Origin of the sequence: Cyanobium sp. CH-040, from assembly GCF_024346135.1 — a bacterium.
GTDB lineage: Bacteria > Cyanobacteriota > Cyanobacteriia > PCC-6307 > Cyanobiaceae > NIES-981.
The window spans coordinates 24,726-42,038 of the sequence record NZ_JAGQCJ010000001.1; the positions used below are offsets into that span (position 1 = coordinate 24,726).

At 70.3% G+C, this 17,313-nt stretch carries 19 protein-coding genes; 15 read left to right on the forward strand and 4 right to left on the reverse strand.

Translation table 11 applies throughout. The features are described 5' to 3' along the window. Positions 1 to 24 precede the first annotated feature (24 nt). Positions 25 to 2,067 carry a glycogen-debranching protein gene (locus KBY90_RS00160; RefSeq protein WP_254966899.1) on the reverse strand — a complete coding sequence of 681 codons (2,043 nt, stop codon included), beginning with the start codon at positions 2,065 to 2,067 and terminating at the stop codon, positions 25 to 27. A 215-nt stretch (positions 2,068 to 2,282) separates the two neighbouring features. Between KBY90_RS00160 and KBY90_RS00165 the strand changes: the two genes are divergently transcribed. The 5 genes from KBY90_RS00165 to KBY90_RS00185 all read left to right on the forward strand — a co-directional run bounded on the left by KBY90_RS00165 (position 2,283) and on the right by KBY90_RS00185 (position 7,661). Further along, positions 2,283 to 2,909, forward strand: coding sequence for an MBL fold metallo-hydrolase (locus KBY90_RS00165; RefSeq protein WP_254966368.1), 627 nt, complete (start codon positions 2,283 to 2,285; stop codon positions 2,907 to 2,909). A 147-nt stretch (positions 2,910 to 3,056) separates the two neighbouring features. Continuing rightward, a complete protein-coding gene (locus KBY90_RS00170; protein ID WP_254966369.1) occupies positions 3,057 to 3,335 on the forward strand; it encodes an HU family DNA-binding protein in 279 nt (92 codons plus the stop codon). 7 nt (positions 3,336 to 3,342) lie between these two features. Next, positions 3,343 to 4,311, forward strand: coding sequence for a tRNA glutamyl-Q(34) synthetase GluQRS (gene gluQRS, locus KBY90_RS00175; RefSeq protein ID WP_254966900.1), 969 nt, complete (start codon positions 3,343 to 3,345; stop codon positions 4,309 to 4,311). Positions 4,312 to 4,389: 78 nt separating this feature from the next. Then, complete coding sequence (locus KBY90_RS00180; protein ID WP_254966370.1) at positions 4,390 to 4,620, forward strand: transposase; 231 nt, start codon at positions 4,390 to 4,392, stop codon at positions 4,618 to 4,620. 191 nt (positions 4,621 to 4,811) lie between these two features. Then, a complete protein-coding gene (locus tag KBY90_RS00185) occupies positions 4,812 to 7,661 on the forward strand; it encodes a GNAT family N-acetyltransferase (protein WP_254966371.1) in 2,850 nt (949 codons plus the stop codon). Here the strand turns inward: KBY90_RS00185 and KBY90_RS00190 are convergent. After that, complete coding sequence (locus KBY90_RS00190; RefSeq protein WP_254966372.1) at positions 7,619 to 8,578, reverse strand: histone deacetylase; 960 nt, start codon at positions 8,576 to 8,578, stop codon at positions 7,619 to 7,621. The two genes, KBY90_RS00185 and KBY90_RS00190, sit on opposite strands and share 43 nt — an antisense overlap. A gap of 144 nt (positions 8,579 to 8,722) precedes the next feature. Here KBY90_RS00190 and KBY90_RS00195 point away from each other — a divergent pair, with 144 nt between their 5' ends. From KBY90_RS00195 to hypA, 10 genes are all read left to right on the forward strand, one after another. Then, on the forward strand, positions 8,723 to 9,259 hold the full coding sequence (locus tag KBY90_RS00195) for an NAD(P)H-dependent oxidoreductase subunit E (protein ID WP_254966373.1): 537 nt from the start codon (positions 8,723 to 8,725) through the stop codon (positions 9,257 to 9,259). Further along, positions 9,259 to 10,899 (forward strand): NuoF family protein, encoded by a 1,641-nt coding sequence (locus KBY90_RS00200; RefSeq protein ID WP_254966374.1) that lies wholly within the window; start codon positions 9,259 to 9,261, stop codon positions 10,897 to 10,899. The genes KBY90_RS00195 and KBY90_RS00200 overlap by 1 nt, the downstream gene beginning before the upstream one ends. Continuing rightward, complete coding sequence (gene hoxU / locus KBY90_RS00205; RefSeq protein WP_254966375.1) at positions 10,896 to 11,615, forward strand: bidirectional hydrogenase complex protein HoxU; 720 nt, start codon at positions 10,896 to 10,898, stop codon at positions 11,613 to 11,615. Before KBY90_RS00200 ends, hoxU begins: the two co-directional genes overlap by 4 nt. Positions 11,616 to 11,640: 25 nt before the next feature. After that, positions 11,641 to 12,240, forward strand: coding sequence for an oxidoreductase (locus KBY90_RS00210; protein ID WP_254966376.1), 600 nt, complete (start codon positions 11,641 to 11,643; stop codon positions 12,238 to 12,240). Between the two features lie 36 nt (positions 12,241 to 12,276). Further along, entirely contained in the window at positions 12,277 to 13,737 is a 1,461-nt protein-coding gene (locus KBY90_RS00215; RefSeq protein ID WP_254966377.1) for a Ni/Fe hydrogenase subunit alpha, read from the forward strand. A gap of 228 nt (positions 13,738 to 13,965) precedes the next feature. Further along, the gene (locus tag KBY90_RS00220) at positions 13,966 to 14,331 is read left to right on the forward strand and encodes a hypothetical protein (protein WP_254966378.1); all 366 of its coding nucleotides are present in this window, start codon (positions 13,966 to 13,968) and stop codon (positions 14,329 to 14,331) included. A 435-nt stretch (positions 14,332 to 14,766) separates the two neighbouring features. Next, a complete protein-coding gene (locus KBY90_RS00225) occupies positions 14,767 to 14,934 on the forward strand; it encodes a type II toxin-antitoxin system HicA family toxin (RefSeq protein ID WP_254966379.1) in 168 nt (55 codons plus the stop codon). Positions 14,935 to 15,065: 131 nt separating this feature from the next. Beyond that, positions 15,066 to 15,392: a hypothetical protein gene (locus KBY90_RS00230; RefSeq protein WP_254966380.1), complete on the forward strand. Its 327-nt coding sequence runs from the start codon at positions 15,066 to 15,068 to the stop codon at positions 15,390 to 15,392. A 457-nt stretch (positions 15,393 to 15,849) separates the two neighbouring features. Next, positions 15,850 to 16,281: a hydrogenase maturation protease gene (locus KBY90_RS00235; RefSeq protein ID WP_254966381.1), complete on the forward strand. Its 432-nt coding sequence runs from the start codon at positions 15,850 to 15,852 to the stop codon at positions 16,279 to 16,281. Next, positions 16,274 to 16,615 (forward strand): hydrogenase maturation nickel metallochaperone HypA, encoded by a 342-nt coding sequence (hypA, locus tag KBY90_RS00240; RefSeq protein WP_254966382.1) that lies wholly within the window; start codon positions 16,274 to 16,276, stop codon positions 16,613 to 16,615. The genes KBY90_RS00235 and hypA overlap by 8 nt, the downstream gene beginning before the upstream one ends. Here the strand turns inward: hypA and KBY90_RS00245 are convergent. Further along, positions 16,557 to 16,970 carry a PIN domain-containing protein gene (locus KBY90_RS00245; protein WP_254966383.1) on the reverse strand — a complete coding sequence of 138 codons (414 nt, stop codon included), beginning with the start codon at positions 16,968 to 16,970 and terminating at the stop codon, positions 16,557 to 16,559. The genes hypA and KBY90_RS00245 overlap by 59 nt on opposite strands. After that, positions 16,970 to 17,188, reverse strand: a complete 219-nt coding sequence (locus KBY90_RS00250; RefSeq protein WP_254966384.1) for a ribbon-helix-helix protein, CopG family — start codon at positions 17,186 to 17,188, stop codon at positions 16,970 to 16,972. The genes KBY90_RS00245 and KBY90_RS00250 overlap by 1 nt, the downstream gene beginning before the upstream one ends. Positions 17,189 to 17,313 lie beyond the last annotated feature (125 nt).

The following is a 17,313-nucleotide window of genomic DNA, read 5'->3' on the forward strand; positions in this document are numbered from 1 at the left end:
GCGCGGCCGAGCTGCAGGGGGCCCTCAGAGCTCCACGCCCTCCAGCAGACGCCCTGCCACCAGCAGCATCAGGCTGCGGCTCTCCAGCGGAGCGCCGGTGGGTTTCCAGGGCTGGGGACGGCGGGGCAGATCCTCCCCGGGCGGCAGGGCGGTGTCGATCACCCGCACCCAGCCCGACGGGCAGACGGGCAGCTCGAAGTGGATCGCCCGGCTGTAGGCATTCATCCCGCACCAGAGCAGCGGACCATCCACCCTCTCGTGAACGCTCCAGGCCAGGGTGTGCGACCAGTCCGCCCAGTTGGGGGTGTTGACCTCCACCCCGTGCCACTGGCGCCAGAGCACGTGTTCGTCGTCGCTGCGGCGCTGCGGACGCACCGGCAGGGGGACTTCAGGGTTGAGCAGCTGCCGGAGCTGCGTGCGCAGCTTCAGCAGCCGCCGCAGATAGGTGCGCAGGGCGTCGTCGTCCGCGTCGGGCTGCCAGTGCATCCAACCGAGGGGGTTGTTCTGGCACCAGGTGTTGTTGTTGCCCCCCTGGCTGCGGCGCACCTCATCGCCCATCAGCAGCATCGGCACGCCGGGCGCGAGAAGCAGGGTGGCCAGCAGGTTGCGCAGCTGGCGCTCGCGCAGGGCGGTGACGGCGTGATCGCTGCTGGGCCCCTCCACGCCGTGGTTCCAGCTGTTGTTGTGGTTGTCGCCGTCGCGGTTGTCCTCGCCGTTGGCGAGGTTGTGCTTCTGGTTGTAACTGACCAGATCGGCCAGGGTGAAGCCGTCGTGGGCGGTGAGGAAGGTGATGCACTGCCCCGGGTGCGGCGGCCGGGGCTCGTAGAGATCCGGACTGCCGCTCAGCCTCAGCCCCGTGGCCCAGGCCGTGCCCTGATCGCCCTTCCAGAACCGGCGCACGTCGTCGCGGAAGCGGCCGTTCCAGGTGGCCACCCGCAGGGCGGGGAAGTCGGCGAGCTTGTAGAGCCCGCCGCAGTCCCAGGGTTCGCTGATCAGCTTCAGGTCGGCCAGCTGGGGATCGGCCTCCATCGCCTCGAACAGCGGCGGGGCCTCCAGCGGCATCAGGTGGTCGCCGCGGCTGAGGGCGATGCCCAGATCGAAGCGGAAGCCATCCACCCCCAGCTCCACCGCCCAGCAGCGCAGCGATTCCAGGATCAGGCGTCGCACCAGGGGGCGGTTGGCGGCGATGGTGTTGCCGCAGCCGCTCACATCGAGGTACTCGCCCTGGTGGCCCTGCTGGTAGTAGAGCTGGTCGCAGAAGCCCCGCCAGCTCAGGGTGGGCCCCTGCTGGTTGCCCTCACTGGTGTGGTTGTACACCACATCGAGAATCACCTCGATGCCGGCCCGGTGGCAGGCGCTCACCAGCTGGCGCACCTGGTCGCGGGCGGTGAGCGGGTCGTCGCCCACCAGGTAGCCCTGGTGGGGCGCCATCCAGCTGATCGGGCTGTAGCCCCAGTGGTTCTGGCGGCCGGGCGGGGCATCGGCGGGGTCGAAGGCCATCACCGGCAGGAGCTCGATGGCGGTGACACCGAGCTCCTGCAGGTAGGGCAGGGTGTCGATCAGGCCCAGCAGGGTGCCCTGGCGCTCGCTCGGCACCGGGCAGCCGGCGCCCTGGGTGAAGCCGCCCACATGCAGTTCGTAGATGACGCTGCGCTGCCAGCTGTGCCGGGGCCTGGGAGCGGCGTCGAAATCGAAGCTGTCGCGTTCGGTGACCACCCCCTTGAGGCAGGTGCCGGTGTTCGGCACCGGTCCCACCGCCGCCTCGCGCCGGTAGCCCTTCCAGCCGGCGATGGCGCGGGCGCAGGGGTCGAGCAGCACCTTGGAGGGGTTGAAGCTGTGGCCGCCGCTCTGGAGCGGTCCGTACACCCGGTAGCCGTAGCAGCTGCCCAGGCCCGCGCCCTCCACCTCCACATGCCAGTGGTCACCGGAGCGGTGGCGCTGGTCGAGCTCCACCACGCGCTGCGGCTCGCTGGCCTCGCCATGGGCGAACAGCAGCAGTTCCACCCGGGTGGCCTGGGGGGCCACCACCGAGAAGTTCACGCCCCGGCGGGTGAGGCTGGCCCCCAGGGGCCAGGGCTGGCCCGGATGCGCCGGGGCTCCGTTGCCACCGGCCGCGGGCCTGGCGTTGCCACTGGCCGCGTGCCTGGTGTCAGCGCCGGTGTCAGCGGTGGGGCGGGCGGCCAAATCAGGGTTCGCTATAGCCACAAACTAGTGATCCGATTGCCAGCGCACCGCAGGTGTTACAAGCCGTCAGCTCCGAACCCGGACGGCCGCCTCAAGCGGTGCGTCCGGGCCTGTGGCTGTTCGCCCCCAGCCGCGACAGCCGCGGGGGCAGCAGCTGGCTGGTGGAGGCCGCGGCGGTGGGGCTGGCTGACGCGCCGGCGGGGGATCTGCTCATCGACTGTCCGGGCTGGACCGAGGCCAACCTGGACTGGCTGCGCCGGCGCGGCGGCCGCGGCACGATCGTGCTCACCAGCCGGGAGGGCCACGGCCGCTGCCGCCGCTTTCAGGAGGCCCTCGGCTGGGATGTGCTGGTGCAGGAGCAGGAGGCCTACCTGCTGCCAGGGATGCAGCGGCTCACCCGCTTCGCCGGCGAACACGAGCTGGCGCCGGGCGTGCGCCTGCTCTGGACGCCGGGACCCACGCCCGGCTCCTGCGTGCTGCACCTGGCCGCGGGCGGCAGTGACGGTCTCTTCTGCGGCAGGTTGCTGCAGCCGCTCGGGCCTGGCCGGGTGGGCCCCCTGGCCACGGCCCGCACGTTTCACTGGCCTCGGCAGCTGCGCAGCCTGGAGCGTCTGCGCGCCTGGCTGCCCGCCGGCTCGCCCCGCTGGATCGCCTGTGGCGGCGGGCTCGGTGCCCTGCGCGGCGAGAAGCTGGTGGGGGGCTCGGCCTGGAGCCCTGCGGTCTGAGCGCTGCCGCTCAGACCCATTGCGGCAAGGGACTTCTGGGTTGCGGTGTCGGGGCACAGCCCATACCATTGGCGCGCCAACCCCAAGGCTGGTCGGGGTTTCCGACTCGCCCCATTCCCCCGACAGCCCCTCTCAGGCTCCCCATCCATGAACAAAGCAGATCTCGTCAACGTGGTGGCTGCCCGCACCGAGCTCACCAAGACCGACGTTGCCCAGGTGGTCGATGCCCTGATCGACACGATCATGGATTCAGTGGTCGACGGCAAGAAGGTGTCGATCCTCGGCTTCGGGTCCTTCGAGCCCCGCGACCGTTCCGCCCGCCAGGGACTCAACCCCAAGACCGGCGAGAAGATCAAGATCGAGGCCAAGCGTGTGCCCGCCTTCACCGCCGGCAAGATGTTCAAGGACAAGGTGCAGGGCGCCTGAGGCCGTTCTGCTGCCGGTCCGCCTCCGGGCCGCCCTGCAGCAGGCCGTCGAGCGACGGCCGCGGGGCTACCGGGGTCGTTTCGCGCCTTCCCCCACCGGTGCGCTGCACCGCGGCAACCTGCGCACCGCGCTGCTGGCCTGGCTGGACGCACGCCTGGCCGGGGGCGAGCTGCTGCTGAGGATCGACGACCTGGACACGCCCCGCAACCGCCCCGGGGCCGAGCTGGCGATCCAGGCCGATCTGCGCTGGCTCGGGCTGGACTGGGACGGCCCCGTGCTGCGCCAGAGCACGAGGCGAGGCCTCTACGCCTCGGTGCTCTCCGCCCTGCGCCGCGCCGGAGCGCTCTACCCCTGCCGCTGCAGCCGCAGGATGCTGGCTGATGTATCGGCTCCCCACGGCGGCATGCCCGTGTATCCGGGCTTCTGTCGCCGGCGCAGGGTGGGCTGGGGACCCGAGGCGGGACGCCTGCCCAGCTGGCGGCTGCGCCTGCCGGAGGGGCCGCTGCGCTGGCAGGAACGCCTCGCTGCCCCGGGAGTTCTGGATGGCCCCGAGGAGGTGGGGGATGTGGTGCTCCGCCGCGCCGATGGTTTTCTGGCCTATCACCTGGTCACGGCGGTGGACGAGCTCAGCCTGGGGATCACCGATGTGCTGCGGGGGGAGGACCTCTGGTGGTCCACCGGTGCCCAGGTGGCCGTGATGGCGGCACTGGGGATGCCGCCGCCCCGCTACGGCCATCTGCCCCTGTGGCGGGATGCCGCCGGCCGGCGCCTGAGCAAGCGCGAGGCGGGCGAGGGTTTGGCCGGGCTGCGCCAGCGCGGGCTGGATGCCGCCGGGGTGATCGGTGCGCTGGCCGCCAGTGCCGGCCTGGTGCCGCCGGGGTCGCGGCTCAGCGCCGCTGAGCTGCTTCAGGAGCTGACGCCGCAGCGGTTCGCGGACTGCCTGAAGGCCGCCGCAGCCCCCTCCCCGCAGGCTTAACAAAGGCTTCGGGATCGCGGGGCCGAATCCGGTCCACAGTGATTCCCATCCACTCGGCTCCCGCGAGAGCCTCCACCCATGATCCCCACCCGCACCCCTGATCTCCACACCTGGGAGCAGGGGGATGAGGTCTGTCCCCGCTGCGGAGGCAGTGGCGTGCTGCGCCTGGATGGCCAGCGCCTGCGCACCTGCATCCACTGTCTGGGCCAGGGCCGGCTCACTCGGCTGGAGCCCGCCACCACCACCGCGGCCCTGCGGGAGGCCAGCCTCCCCTTCAGCGTGCCTGCTTCTTCTTCTGCTGCCAGATGAAGAACGTGGCGGTGGCCACCACCGCCAGCAGCGGCACGGCGGTGAGCAGCAGCAGGATCACGGCGGTCCAGTCGGTGTACATGGCGGCGGAATCCGGTCGGGGGCCATCATCCCAGGCGGGCGGTCAGCCCGGCACGCCACCGCCACGTCGGCTGTGATAGGCGCAGTCACGTTCGCCGCCAGCCTCTGCGATGACCGACGACGGCGCCCACCGCGGCCAGGCCCGCAGCACCGACCCCACCCACGACATCCTGCGCAGCGAGCGCCAGCCACTGCGGGCCCTCTTCCGCCCCGGCTGCGTCGCGGTGATCGGGGCCAGCGAGCGGCCGGGCAGCGTGGGCCGCACCCTGTTGTGGAACCTGATCCGCTCGCCCTTCGGCGGCACGGTGTATCCGGTGAACCCCCGGCGCCACAGCGTGCTCGGGGTGCGCTGCTGCGCCAGCGTGGCGGAGGTGCCCGAGCCGGTGGACCTGGCCGTGGTGGCGACGCCAGCCGCCGCCGTTCCCCAGCAGCTGGCCGCGTGCGCCGCGGCCGGTGTGAAGGCCGCCATCGTGCTCTCCGCCGGCTTCCGGGAGGTGGGCCCTGAGGGCCTGGCGCTGGAGACCCAGCTGCGCGCCATCCTGCGCGGCTCCGGCATGCGCCTGCTGGGCCCCAACTGCCTGGGGCTGATGAATCCCCGCCTGGGGCTCAACGCCACCTTCGCGTCCGCCCTGGCGGCGCCGGGGCACGTGGGCTTCCTCAGCCAGTCGGGAGCCGTGTGCACGGCGGTGCTGGACTGGAGCCGCCGGCAGGGGGGGGGCTTCAGCGCCGTCGTCTCGATCGGCTCGATGCTGGATGTGGGCTGGGGCGATCTGATCACCGTTCTGGGGGATGACCCCGCCACCCACAGCATCGTCATCTACATGGAGGCGATCGGCGATGCCCGCGCCTTCGTCTCGGCGGCGCGGGAGGTGGCCCTCACCAAGCCGATCGTGCTGATCAAGGGCGGCCGCAGCGCGGAGGCGGCGCGGGCGGCGGCGGCCCACACCGGCGCCCTGGCCGGCAGCGACGCCGTGCTGGAGGCGGCCCTGCGCCGCTGCGGGGTGCTGCGGGTGGAGCGCCTCTCCGACCTGTTCGACCTGGCCGATGTGCTGGCCAAGCAGTCCCGCCGGCCTGCCGGACCGCGGCTGGCGATCGTGACCAACGCCGGCGGCCCCGGCGTGCTGGCCACGGACGCGCTGGTGCTCGGCGGCGGCCGGCTGGCGGAGCTGGGGACGGACAGCCTGGCCGCCCTCGATGCCGTGCTGCCGCCCCGCTGCAGCCGTGCCAACCCCATCGACATCCGCGGCGACGCCGATCCCCAGCGCTACGCCCGTGCCGTGGAGATCGCCCTGGCCGATCCCGGCAGCGACGGCGTGCTGGTGATCCTCACGCCCCAGGCGATGACCGATCCCACCACCACCGCCCAGCGCCTGCGGGAGCTGGCCGAACGCAGCGGCAAGCCCCTGCTGGCCAGCTGGATGGGGGGCGACGAGGTGGCCGAGGGCATGGCGATCCTCAACGCCGCCGGCATCGCCACCAACCCCTACCCCGACGCGGCGGCCCGGCTGTTCAACGCCCTCTGGCGGTACAGCGACAACCTGCGCGGGCTGTACGAGACCCCCGCCCTGCTGCCGGAGAGCGAGGAGAGCGCTGCCGGCGCGCAGGTGGTCGGGCATGCCGCCGCGACTCCGGTGCTGGAGCAGGCCCTGGCCGAGGGCCGGGAGCTTCTCAGCGCACTGGAGACCCGGCAGGTGCTGGCCAGCTACGGCATTCCCGTGCTGGAGACCCGGCTGGCCCGCACGGCCGCCGCCGCCTGCGAGGCCGCCGAGGCGATCGGCTACCCGGTGGCGGTGAAGTTGCAGAGCCCAGCGCTCAGCCCCAGGAGCGACGTGGGCGGGGTGGGGCTGGATCTGGCCTCCGCCGAGGCGGTGGAGCGGGCCTTCAGCACCATGGCCGCGGCCATCGGCGAGCGCTTCGGCCCGCAGGCCTTCGAGGGGGTGACGGTGCAGCCGATGCTGCGGCGTGAGCAGGGCATCGAGCTGATCGCAGGCAGCAGTCTCGATCCCCAGTTCGGGCCGGTGCTCCACTTCGGCAGCGGCGGCACCCTGGCGGAGGTGAACGGCGACAGCGCCGTGGGCCTGCCGCCCCTGAACACCACCCTGGCCAGGCGGCTGATGGAGCGCACCCGAGTCTACCGGGCCCTGCAGGGCATGGGCGGTGCCCCTGCGGCCGATCTGGCGGAGCTGGAGCGACTGCTGGTGCGGCTCAGCCAGCTGGTGCTGGAGCAGCCCGCCATCCGCGAGGTCGCCATCAATCCGCTGCTGGTGAACCCCGCCGACGGCGATCGGCCCCTGGTGGCCCTCGCCGCCCGCATCCTGCTGCAGCCGCTGACGGGCGCCGCCTGCCATCTGCCGCGGCCGGCCATCCGTCCCTATCCCAGCCAGTACGTGCGTCCCTGGCGCCTGCGCGATGGCACGGCGGTGACGATCCGCCCGATCCGTCCCGAGGACGAACCGCTGCTGGTGGCCTTCCACCGCAGTCTCTCGGAGGAGAGCGTGTATTCCCGCTACTTCCACCTCACGTCCCTCGACCACCGCATCGCCCACGAGCGGCTGGTGCGCATCTGTTACAGCGACTACGAGCGGGAGCTGGCCCTGGTGGTGGACCGGCGCGATCCGGCCAGCGGTGAGCACCGGATCCTGGCGGTGGGGCGGCTCAGCCGCCTGCACGAGCGCAACGACGCCGAGTTCTCGATGCTGATCGGCGACGGCTTTCAGGACCAGGGCCTGGGCACCGTCCTGCTCGGCCAGCTGCTGCGCGTCGGCCGCGACGAGGGCATCGACCACGTGCTGGCGGAGATCCTGCCGGGCAATGGCGCCATGCAGCGGGTGTGCCGCAAGCTCGGCTTCAGCCTCCGGGCCGGCGATGAGGTGGTGGAGGCCTGGATCGATCTGGCCGCACCCGCAGCCCCCGCCGATCAGCCCGCCGCCGACCCGCTCTCCAGCAGCGCCTCCACGTGAGCGGCGGCGCCGCCGGCCAGGCCCTTGAGGCCGTACCCGCCCTCCAGCACCGACACCAGGCGACCCTGGCAGTGCTCGCTGGCGACGGCCAGGCAGAGCCGGGTGAGGGCGGCGTAGTCGTCGTCCTCGAGCAGGAAGTGGCCGAGGGGATCGCCGCGGTGGCCGTCGAAGCCGGCCGATACCAGCATCAGCTGGGGGCGGAAGCGGGCGGCGGCGGGCAGCAGCGCCGCCTCCAGGGCCCCGAGCACGGCCGCTCCGTCGCTGTGGGCCGGCAGCGGGCAGTTGATCGTGAAGCCCAGCCCCGCCCCCTCGCCCCGTTCCCCGCTCGCGCCGCTGCCGGGGTAGTTGCCCCACTCGTGCACGCTCACGTAGAGCACCGAGGGGTCGCTCCAGAAGATCGCCTGGGTGCCGTTGCCGTGGTGCAGGTCCCAGTCGACGATCAGCACCCGCTCCAGGCCGTGCACCGCCTGGGCGTGGCGGGCGGCCAGGGCCACGTTGTTGAAGACGCAGAAGCCCATGCCCCGGCCGGCCTCGGCGTGGTGCCCGGGGGGCCGCACCAGGGCGAAGGCGTTCGCGACGCGGCCCGCCAGCACCGCATCCACCGCCGCCATGGTGCCGCCGGCCGCCAGCCGGGCCGCGTCCTCGGAGTGCTCGCCGATGGCGGTGTCGCCGGTGGAGAGCTCCCGGGCACCGTAGGCCACCTCATGGCGCACGATCTCCAGGTAGCGGGCGCTGTGGCAGCGGCGCAGCTCCCGGTCCACCGCCGGGCGGGCCGGGATCAGCCGGCAGCGCTGCAGCAGCCCGCGCTGCTCCAGCGCGCGCTCGATCGCCTCCAGCCGCCGCGGACTCTCGGGATGGCCCAGCCCCGTCTCGTGCAGGCGGAAGGCCGGATCGATCACCAGTCCGGTGGCAGCCATCGCCCTCCGCCTCCAGGCCACGCTTCCACCACAATCGCTGACAGCCCCGCCGGCGCTGGCTAGGCAGAAGACAGGAGCGGCGGGCACGCCGCGTCAGTCCCGTCCCCAGCCATGATCGCGCCCCCCTCAGCGCAGTCCCCCCCCTTGGCGCCGTCCTCGCCCCAGGCGGACCTGCCCCCCCAGGCGGTGGAGCGCACCACGCGGCTGATCCGCCAGCACCGCGGCCGCGCCGACGCCCTGATCGAGGTGCTGCACCAGGTGCAGGAGCTCTACGGCTACCTGCCGGCCGGGGCCCTGGCCCAGGTGGCCCGGGAGCTGAAGCTGCCCCTCTCCCGGGTGCACGGGGTGGCCAGCTTCTACCACCTGTTCCGGCTGGAGGCCCCCACGGCCCACCGCTGCGCCGTGTGCCTGGGCACGGCCTGCTTCGTGAAGGGCGGCGGTGAGCTGGCGGCCCGGATCGAGCGGCGCCTGGGGCTGCGGCTCGACGATCCCGCCGGCAACGGCACCTGGGCCCTGGAGCACGTGAGCTGCCTGGGGGCCTGCGGCCAGGCGCCGGTGCTGGTGGTGGACGGCCAGCTGGAGCCGCGCCTGCCGATGGACGATCCCGCTGCCCTGGACGCCCGCCTGGAGGCTCTCGGCCTTGCGGACGGCGCCGGGGCGGCGTGCGGGGGAGCGTCGTGATGGCCGGCCCCACCCCGCTGCAACTGCGCTGCTGCGCCGCCAGCGGCTGCCGCTCGGCCGGCTCCGAGGCCCTGCAGGCGGCCCTGCTCGCCGCCCGGGATCAGCTCGGCGGCGCCGCCGAGGCGGTGACGATCAAGCCGGTGGGCTGCCTGCGGCTGTGTGGCCGCGGCCCGCTGGTGGCCCTCGACCGCAGCGATGGCAGCGAGCTCTATGCCGAGCTCACGCCCGACCAGGCGCCCGCCCTGCTGGCGGCGGCCACCGGTCTGGGCGACGGGCAGGGCGACGCGCTGGCCGGCCGGCGCATCGATCCGGCCGATCCCTTCTTCGCTCTCCAGCAGGCGGTGGTGCTGGAGGGCTGCGGCCTGGTGAACCCGGAATCGATCGACGACGCCCTGGCCCATGGCAGCTACGCCCAGCTCAAGCGGGTGCTGCTGGAGTGCACCCCCGAGCAGGTGCGCGACCAGGTGAAGCGCAGCGGCCTGCGCGGCCGCGGCGGCGCCGGCTACCCCACGGGCCTGAAGTGGGACACGGTGGCCCTGCAGCCCCCCGGCGCGCGCACCGTGGTGTGCAACGCCGACGAGGGCGATCCCGGCGCCTTCATGGACCGCAGCGTGCTGGAGAGCGATCCCCACCGGCTGATCGAGGGGATGGCGATCGCCGCCTACGCCGTCGGCGCCGACCAGGGCTACGTGTATGTGCGGGCCGAGTATCCGCTGGCGATCGAGCGCCTGCGGCTGGCCCTCAAGCAGGCCCGCGCCAAGGGGCTGCTGGGGGCCGGCATCGCCGGCAGCAGCTTCAACCTGCGCCTGGAGGTGCGGGTGGGCGCCGGCGCCTACGTGTGCGGCGAGGAAACGGCGCTGCTGGCCTCGATCCAGGGGCAGCGCGGCACCCCCAGGCCGCGGCCGCCGTTCCCCGCCCAGGTGGGCCTGTGGGGCGCCCCCACCCTGATCAACAACGTGGAGACCCTGGCCTCGATTCCGGTGATCCTGCGCGAGGGCGGTGATTGGTATGCGTCGATCGGCACCGAGGGCAGCAAGGGCACCAAGGTGTTTGCCCTCTCCGGTGCGGTGGCCAACACCGGCCTGGTGGAGGTGCCGATGGGCACCAGCCTGCGCACGGTTGTGCAGACCATCGGCGGCGGCGTGCCGGGGGCCGACGGCCCCAACGGCGGCGTCAAGGCGGTGCAGACCGGCGGCCCCTCCGGCGGCTGCATCCCCGCCCACCTGCTCGACACCCCGGTGGACTACGAGAGCCTGCGGGATCTGGGTTCGATGATGGGCTCCGGCGGTCTGGTGGTGATGGGCGAGACCACCTCGATGCCGGAGGTGGCGCGCCACTTCATGCGCTTCAGCGTCAACGAGAGCTGCGGCAAGTGCGTGCCCTGCCGCGCCGGCACCGTGCAGCTGCTGCAGCTGCTGGACCGCTTCGTGGAGCGGCAGGCGTCGATCGCCGATCTGGAGCGGCTGGAGGCGCTCTGCCGGATGGTGGGCGCCACCAGCCTCTGCGGCCTGGGCCAGGCGGCCCCCAACCCGGTGCTCAGCACCCTGCACTACTTCCGCCAGGAATACCAGGCGGCCTGCCGGGATCCGGGCCAGTGCGAACCCCTCGATGCCTGCCTGCTGCAGGAGGTGACCCCATGAGCGTGCACACCCTCACGGTGGATGGGGTGGAGGTGGCCGTGCCCGCCGGTGCCAGCCTGCTGGACGCGGTGCGGGCCGCCGGTGCCGATCTGCCCACCCTCTGTCACCTCGACGGCCTCACCCCGGTGGGCGCCTGCCGGCTCTGCCTGGTGGAGCTGGAGGGCAGCGGCAGGCTGCAGCCCGCCTGCGCCACCGCCGCGGCGGAGGGCATGGCGGTGCTCACCCAGACGCCCCAGCTGCAGGAGTGGCGGCGCATGGCGGTGGAGCTGTTCTTCGCCGAGGGCAACCACGTGTGCGCCTTCTGCGTGGCCAACGGCAACTGCGAGCTGCAGGACGTGGCGGTGGCGGTGGGCATGGACCACTCCCGCTTCCCCTACCAGTACCCCAACCGCCGGGTGGACGCCTCCCACCCGCAGTTCGCGATCGACCATCACCGCTGCATCCTCTGCACCCGCTGCGTGCGGGTGTGCGACGAGATCGAGGGGGCCCACGTCTGGGACGTGGCCAATCGCGGGGCGGAGTGCTCGATCATCGCCGGGCTCGATCAGCCCTGGGGCGAGGTGGCGGCCTGCACCTCCTGCGGCAAGTGCGTGGACGTGTGCCCCACCGGCGCCATCTTCCGCAAGGACGACACCACCGCCGAGAAGGAAGCGCACCGGGAGCGGCCCCAGCTGCTGCGCGCCGCCCGCGACCAGCACCAGTGGCTGAACCAGTGACCGCACCCGTGACCCCGGCCATCCCATGACCTCATCCACCTCCTCGTCTCCTGCCGGCAGCCCGCCGCGGCTGCGCTTCGCCACGGTGTGGCTGGCCGGCTGCAGCGGCTGCCACATGTCGTTCCTGGATCTCGACGAGTGGCTGTTCGAGTTGGCCAAGCACGTGGATGTGGTGTTCTCGCCGGTGGCCAGCGACGTCAAGGAGTTCCCCGAGGGGGTGGACGTGTGCCTGGTGGAGGGGGCGGTGGCCAACGCCGACAACCTGGAGCTGGCGCTGCAGCTGCGCGAGCGCAGCCGGCTGGTGGTGTCGTTCGGCGACTGCGCCGTGACGGCCAACGTGCCCGGTCTGCGCAACCTCTGGGCCCACGTGGATGGCGGCTCGCGCCAGAGCGTGCTCGATCGCGGTTATCTGGAGCTGGCCGACACCGGCGCCCAGCACCCCCACGCTCCCGGCATCGTGCCGGAGCTGCTGGAGCGGGTGCTGCCGCTGCACGAGGTGATCCCGGTGGACCTCTACCTGCCTGGCTGCCCGCCGCCGGCGGAGCGCATCCGCGACGCCATCGAGCCGCTGCTGCGCGGGGAGACGCCGGCGATGGAAGGCACGGCGATGTTGAAGTTCGGCTGAGCCGTCGATCGATTCCCCCTCCCCGTTGAGGCCCCCATGACCCGCACGATCACGATCGACCCGGTGACCCGCATCGAGGGTCACGCCAAGATCACGCTGCACCTCGATGAGGCCGGGCGGCTGGCCGATGCCCGCTTCCACGTGGTGGAGTACCGCGGCTTCGAGACCTTCTGCGAGGGGCGGCCGTTCACCGAGATGGCGGGCATCACGGCGCGCATCTGCGGCATCTGTCCGGTGAGCCACCTGCTGGCGGCGGCGAAGACGGGCGACAAACTGCTGGCGGTCCAGCCGCCGCCCGCTGCCCGCAAGTTGCGGCGCATGCTCAACCTGGCCCAGCTCTGCCAGAGCCACGCGCTCTCGTTCTTTCATCTCAGCAGCCCTGATTTCCTGCTGGGCTGGGAGAGCGATCCGGCGCGGCGCAATGTGTTCGGGCTGATGGCGGCCGACCCGGATCTGGCCCGCGCAGGCATCCGCCTGCGCCAGTTCGGCCAGCAGGTGCTGGAGCTGCTGGGCGGCCGCAAGATCCACTCCGCCTGGGCGGTGCCGGGCGGGGTGCGCACGCCCCTCAGCGCCGAGGCCAGGGCGTGGATCCTGGAGCGGCTGCCGGAGGCGAAGGCCACGGTGACCACGGCCCTGGAGCTCTACAAGAAGCTCCTCGACGGCCCGCTGCAGCGGGAGCAGAGCACCTTCGGCGACTTCCCCTCGCTGTTCATGGGCCTGGTGGCGGCCGATGGCGGCTGGGAGTGCATCGAGGGGGCGATCCGCTTCATCGACAGCCAGGGGCGGATCGTGGCCGATGGCCTCTCGGAGGACGACTACGCCAGCTATCTGGGTGAGGCGGTGGAGAGCTGGAGCTACCTCAAGTTCCCCTACTACAAACCGCTGGGGTATCCCGAGGGGATCTACCGGGTGGGGCCCCTGGCGCGGCTGAATGTGTGCGATCGGATCGGCACCCCCTGGGCCGACGCCGAGCTGGCCGAGTTCCGCCAGCGCAGCGGCACCGCCGAGAGCAATGGCCGCATCGTCACCTCCTCGTTTGCCTTCCACCACGCCCGGCTGGTGGAGATCGTGGCCTGCCTGGAGGGCATCGAGCAGCTGGTGGCCGACGACAGTCTGATGACCGATCGCATCCGCGCCCGCGCCGACCTCAACGCCAACGAGGCGGTGGGCGTGAGCGAGGCGCCGCGCGGCACCCTGTTTCACCACTACCGCGTGGATGACGACGGCCTGATCACGCGGGTGAACCTGATCATCGCCACCGGCCAGAACAACCTGGCCATGAACCGCACCGTGGCCCAGATCGCCCGCGAATTCATCAGCGAACCGGTGGCCGAGGGTGCCGAGATCCCCGAGCCCCTGCTCAACCGCGTGGAGGCCGGCATCCGCTGCTTCGATCCCTGCCTCTCCTGCAGCACCCACGCCGCCGGCCAGATGCCGCTGCACATTGAGCTGGTGGATGCAGGCGGGCGGCTGCTGGCGGAGCGGGTGCGGGATTGAGCGGGGAGGGGTGAGGCTCTTGTAGCCAATTGAACGGTCTTCTACGGATCTGCATAAGATCCGGGACCTTGGCGACGAGAGTTCGAAAGCCCCTGCAGTGGCTTGCTTTACGTGGTGCCGTACTCAGGGTTGGGGGTTTTTATACTGCTGAAAGGGCTGGGTGGGAGATCTTAGAGGGGGTCCGCCCAATTAGCGTTAGCCGTATCTTTTGATCATTGGCAGCCTGAGATGAAGAACTCTAGTCCTGCCGTAGCCTTTCTAGTTGTCACAATTGCTGGATGTGGCAAGCCGGACATCAAGGCTGGCAACATCACCTTGCATTACTTACATGCCAAGATTTATCCCGGCTCGGCCATTGCTTGCGAACTGCGGCGAGTGTCCAACCGGGAGTTCATTGGCTGCTACGGCAAATCAATGAGCGGTCGATCCAGGATTCATCTATGGGAATACCAGAATGGAAAGTATCATGCCATCAATGGAACAGCAAGGCGCGCTGCAGAAGTGCACTTTGGCGACCATGCCGATGTGGCGATCGCGCCTCTTCCACTGACCAAAGAGATTGACATTGGCAAAGTATTGGGCGAGTTTCAGTAACATTGCTGCTAACATCCATATTTAGAAGCCGGGATTAGCTGGTATTTTCTGTGCCAAGCTCGTGGCCCGCTTCTGGTCTTGGGCGTTAGCCAAATCTCTGTGCAGGGCGGCGGGGTGAGCGGAGGAACAGGATGCGCTCTAGCATGTGGGATATTGCTACAGTGGTTTGAGGTGGGATCTAAACATGAATTTCACTTTGGAGTGCGAACAAGAAGTAGACGGTCGTTGGATTGCCGAGGTGCCGGAGCTGCCCGGAGTCCATGCATACGGGAGCTCTTCTGCTGATGCAATGTCAAAGGCGGAAGTACTAGCCCTTCGTGTTATCGCTGATCGGCTTGAAAATGGCGAATCCGAGCCAGTCAGCATCCAGTTTTCGCTTCCACTCTCTGCATGAGTAACTGGCCTTCAGCCAAAGCCTAGAGACTGTTAGCAGCCTTGCAGTCCATTGGATGGAGTGTCAAGCGTCAGTCAGGATCTCATAAGACACTTGAACATGAAGACTATTCGGACTATGTCTTTGCGTCCCATGATGGCGAGGAGATTGGCCCCAGGATGTTGGCGCGAATCACCAAGCACACCGGCCTCGAGCCAGGTGATCTGTGATGACGGCGGGAAATCGGCTAACAATGCCATACACCTGAGCCCCCTCTGGTGATCTTTGTTCGATCTGTGGTTAAGCTATCGATCATCCAATGTCCAATCCAAAGCATCAGGGTCAAAAGAAACAGGCTGAAATGCTTATCACGCTCTGCGCGAGTGGCGCGGTTCTAGGAGGAGTGTTCCTGGTCTTTGTTATTCTTAACACGAAAGGTACGGGCTTCGACGTCAGCGAATTATGGCCTGTTAGGCTCGCGCCCGTTCTTGTGGGAGGAGGCGCAGCTTTCATCAAAAGGAGAATCACCGCAGGCCCCTTTGCTGTGATGTGTGCATTTGTTGGACTCGTCCTGATTGTGGCAGCAATGATGGGGAGCTTTGGAGTTGTTGCTCCTCCGCTGGTATTTGGATTATTATGTTTCTTGCCTGTGATGTTCGTAATTCGGGCATGGGATAAACTTGGATAGGTCCAGGGTCAATCAAGGCTCCCCTGGGTGGACAGGCGCCAGCATTTCTCTTTTGCACCGCCCGAGGCTCCTTGCCAGCCACTCAGGGGCAGCGTTTCTGCCGTTTGAACCTCAAAGCTGGCGTCTGTTGGCGATCCTCTGGACTGAGCTTCACGCAAGTGTGGCCAGCCTTGCCTTCACGGCATCCACGCTGGCAGCGATCAGGGCAACGACAAGACTGCAAAGGCGTCAACGAAAATCCATCAACGAAGCCATCAAGCTGCTGGCGTTCAGATTCGACGTTCAGCTCAGACACGCGCACCGGCAATCAGCTCGGCGACGCTGATCACCGAGATGGCCAGTGCCTGCTCACACCCCTCCAGGAAGCCCATGGCTTGCCCTGGCCGCGCCTGCCTCACCCGCCTCTGCACCGGCCGCAACCCATGGCCACACTGGAGTGTCGGCACCTCAGCGGCCCATGCAGCGGCGCCCTTACACCAGCCGCCCGGTGATCGGCATCGGCAATCCCCTGCGCGGCGACGACGGCGTGGGGGCGTTGCTGGCTGAGCAGGTGGGTGGCCGCAGCGTGCAGCAGCTCACGCCCGAACTGGCCGAGGAGCTCTCGCAGCTGGAGGCGGTGCTGTTCATCGATGCCTGGCAGGTGCCGGCTGGTGCGGTGCCCCAGCTGCAGCGGTTGAGCCCGGCTGGCATCGGCGGCGACAGCCACCGCCTGGAGCCGGCCGCTCTGCTGGCGGTGAGCCAGGCCCTCTATGGCCGCGCCCCCGCCGCCCAGCTGCTGCTGGTGCCGGCCCATGCCTTCGAGCACGGCACGGCGCTCTCCGCTGAGCTGCAGGCCGTGTTGCCTGCTGCCCGGGCGTTGCTGCAGGGGTGGCTGGAGCGCCATGCATGAACTCAGCCTGATGGAGGCCCTGCGGGATCAGGCCCTGGCGGCGGCCCGGGCCGAGGGGGCGCGGCGGATCGCGGTGATCCGCCTGCGGGTGGGGGAGCTGGCGGGGGTGGAGGTGGAGGCGCTGCGCTTCGCCTTCCCGGTGGTGATGGCGGGCACGATCGCGGCCGCCGCCGAGCTGGCCGTCGAGCTGGAGCCGGCCGAATGCCACTGCGCCGTCTGCGACGCTCCCTTCCCAGCCCCGCACGGCTGCTGCGACTGCCCCCGCTGCGGCACCATCAGCCGCCGGCTGTTGCGCGGCCGCGACCTCCGCCTGCTCTCCCTGGAGGTGGAGTGAGGCTGTAGGGGTGCGTCACGCCCCCGAGCTCGAGTGGGAAATCGCGCACGTTGCGGATGGCCAGGGTGAGCTCGGCGCAGCGGGCCGTGGCCAGGATGATCGCGTCCGGCACCCTCAGGCCGTGGCGCTGCCGAAGCCGCACAGCCTCCCGGGCGATGGTCTGATCCAGGTTCAGTCGAGGGAAGGCGTCCAGCCATGGTTCCACCCGGTTCTGTTCCCCCGGCCGGCAGCCCACGAGCACCTCGATCCAGGGGATCACGCTGATGCTGGGGCGCAGTTGATCAGCCGGCCAGCGCAGGGCGACGGTCTCGCCGCGCAGCACGTCGATCCACAGGTTGGTGTCGAGCAGCAGCATCAGCGGCCGGCCCAGTCCTGACGCAGGGCCTCCTGCAGGTCGAGCGAACGTTCGGGTCGGTCGCGCCACAGGCCGAACACCTTTTCATCTGTGGCTTCATGCTGCGGCTGCTGCTCCAGCCACCGGCTCAGGGCGTCCCGCAGCGCCTGGGCCCGGGAGAAGCCCCGCTGGCGGCAGAGGGCGTCGAGCTGACTCCGCTCCGCCTCCGGCAGATCCACGATGGTGCGCCTGATGCCGTGATCTGATGTCGGCGTCGTAGGGGCGTTCCCCGTTGCGGTTCGCGGATCCGGCTGCCCGCCGGGCCTGGCGTCCCTAGCTTGAAAGCGGCCCCAGCCCCGTGCCG

What these genes read in the sequence shown, in the direction of transcription:
- KBY90_RS00170 (WP_254966369.1), top strand. Translation starts at nt 3,057, where the DNA reads ATGAACAAAGCAGATCTCGTCAACGTGGTGGCTGCCCGCACCGAGCTC.
- KBY90_RS00180 (WP_254966370.1), top strand. Translation starts at nt 4,390, where the DNA reads ATGATCCCCACCCGCACCCCTGATCTCCACACCTGGGAGCAGGGGGAT.
- KBY90_RS00185 (WP_254966371.1), top strand. Translation starts at nt 4,812, where the DNA reads ATGACCGACGACGGCGCCCACCGCGGCCAGGCCCGCAGCACCGACCCC.
- KBY90_RS00190 (WP_254966372.1), bottom strand. Translation starts at nt 8,578, where the DNA reads ATGGCTGCCACCGGACTGGTGATCGATCCGGCCTTCCGCCTGCACGAG.
- KBY90_RS00200 (WP_254966374.1), top strand. Translation starts at nt 9,259, where the DNA reads ATGGCCGGCCCCACCCCGCTGCAACTGCGCTGCTGCGCCGCCAGCGGC.
- hoxU (WP_254966375.1), top strand. Translation starts at nt 10,896, where the DNA reads ATGAGCGTGCACACCCTCACGGTGGATGGGGTGGAGGTGGCCGTGCCC.
- KBY90_RS00210 (WP_254966376.1), top strand. Translation starts at nt 11,641, where the DNA reads ATGACCTCATCCACCTCCTCGTCTCCTGCCGGCAGCCCGCCGCGGCTG.
- KBY90_RS00215 (WP_254966377.1), top strand. Translation starts at nt 12,277, where the DNA reads ATGACCCGCACGATCACGATCGACCCGGTGACCCGCATCGAGGGTCAC.
- KBY90_RS00220 (WP_254966378.1), top strand. Translation starts at nt 13,966, where the DNA reads ATGAAGAACTCTAGTCCTGCCGTAGCCTTTCTAGTTGTCACAATTGCT.
- KBY90_RS00230 (WP_254966380.1), top strand. Translation starts at nt 15,066, where the DNA reads ATGCTTATCACGCTCTGCGCGAGTGGCGCGGTTCTAGGAGGAGTGTTC.
- KBY90_RS00235 (WP_254966381.1), top strand. Translation starts at nt 15,850, where the DNA reads ATGCAGCGGCGCCCTTACACCAGCCGCCCGGTGATCGGCATCGGCAAT.
- hypA (WP_254966382.1), top strand. Translation starts at nt 16,274, where the DNA reads ATGCATGAACTCAGCCTGATGGAGGCCCTGCGGGATCAGGCCCTGGCG.
- KBY90_RS00245 (WP_254966383.1), bottom strand. Translation starts at nt 16,970, where the DNA reads ATGCTGCTGCTCGACACCAACCTGTGGATCGACGTGCTGCGCGGCGAG.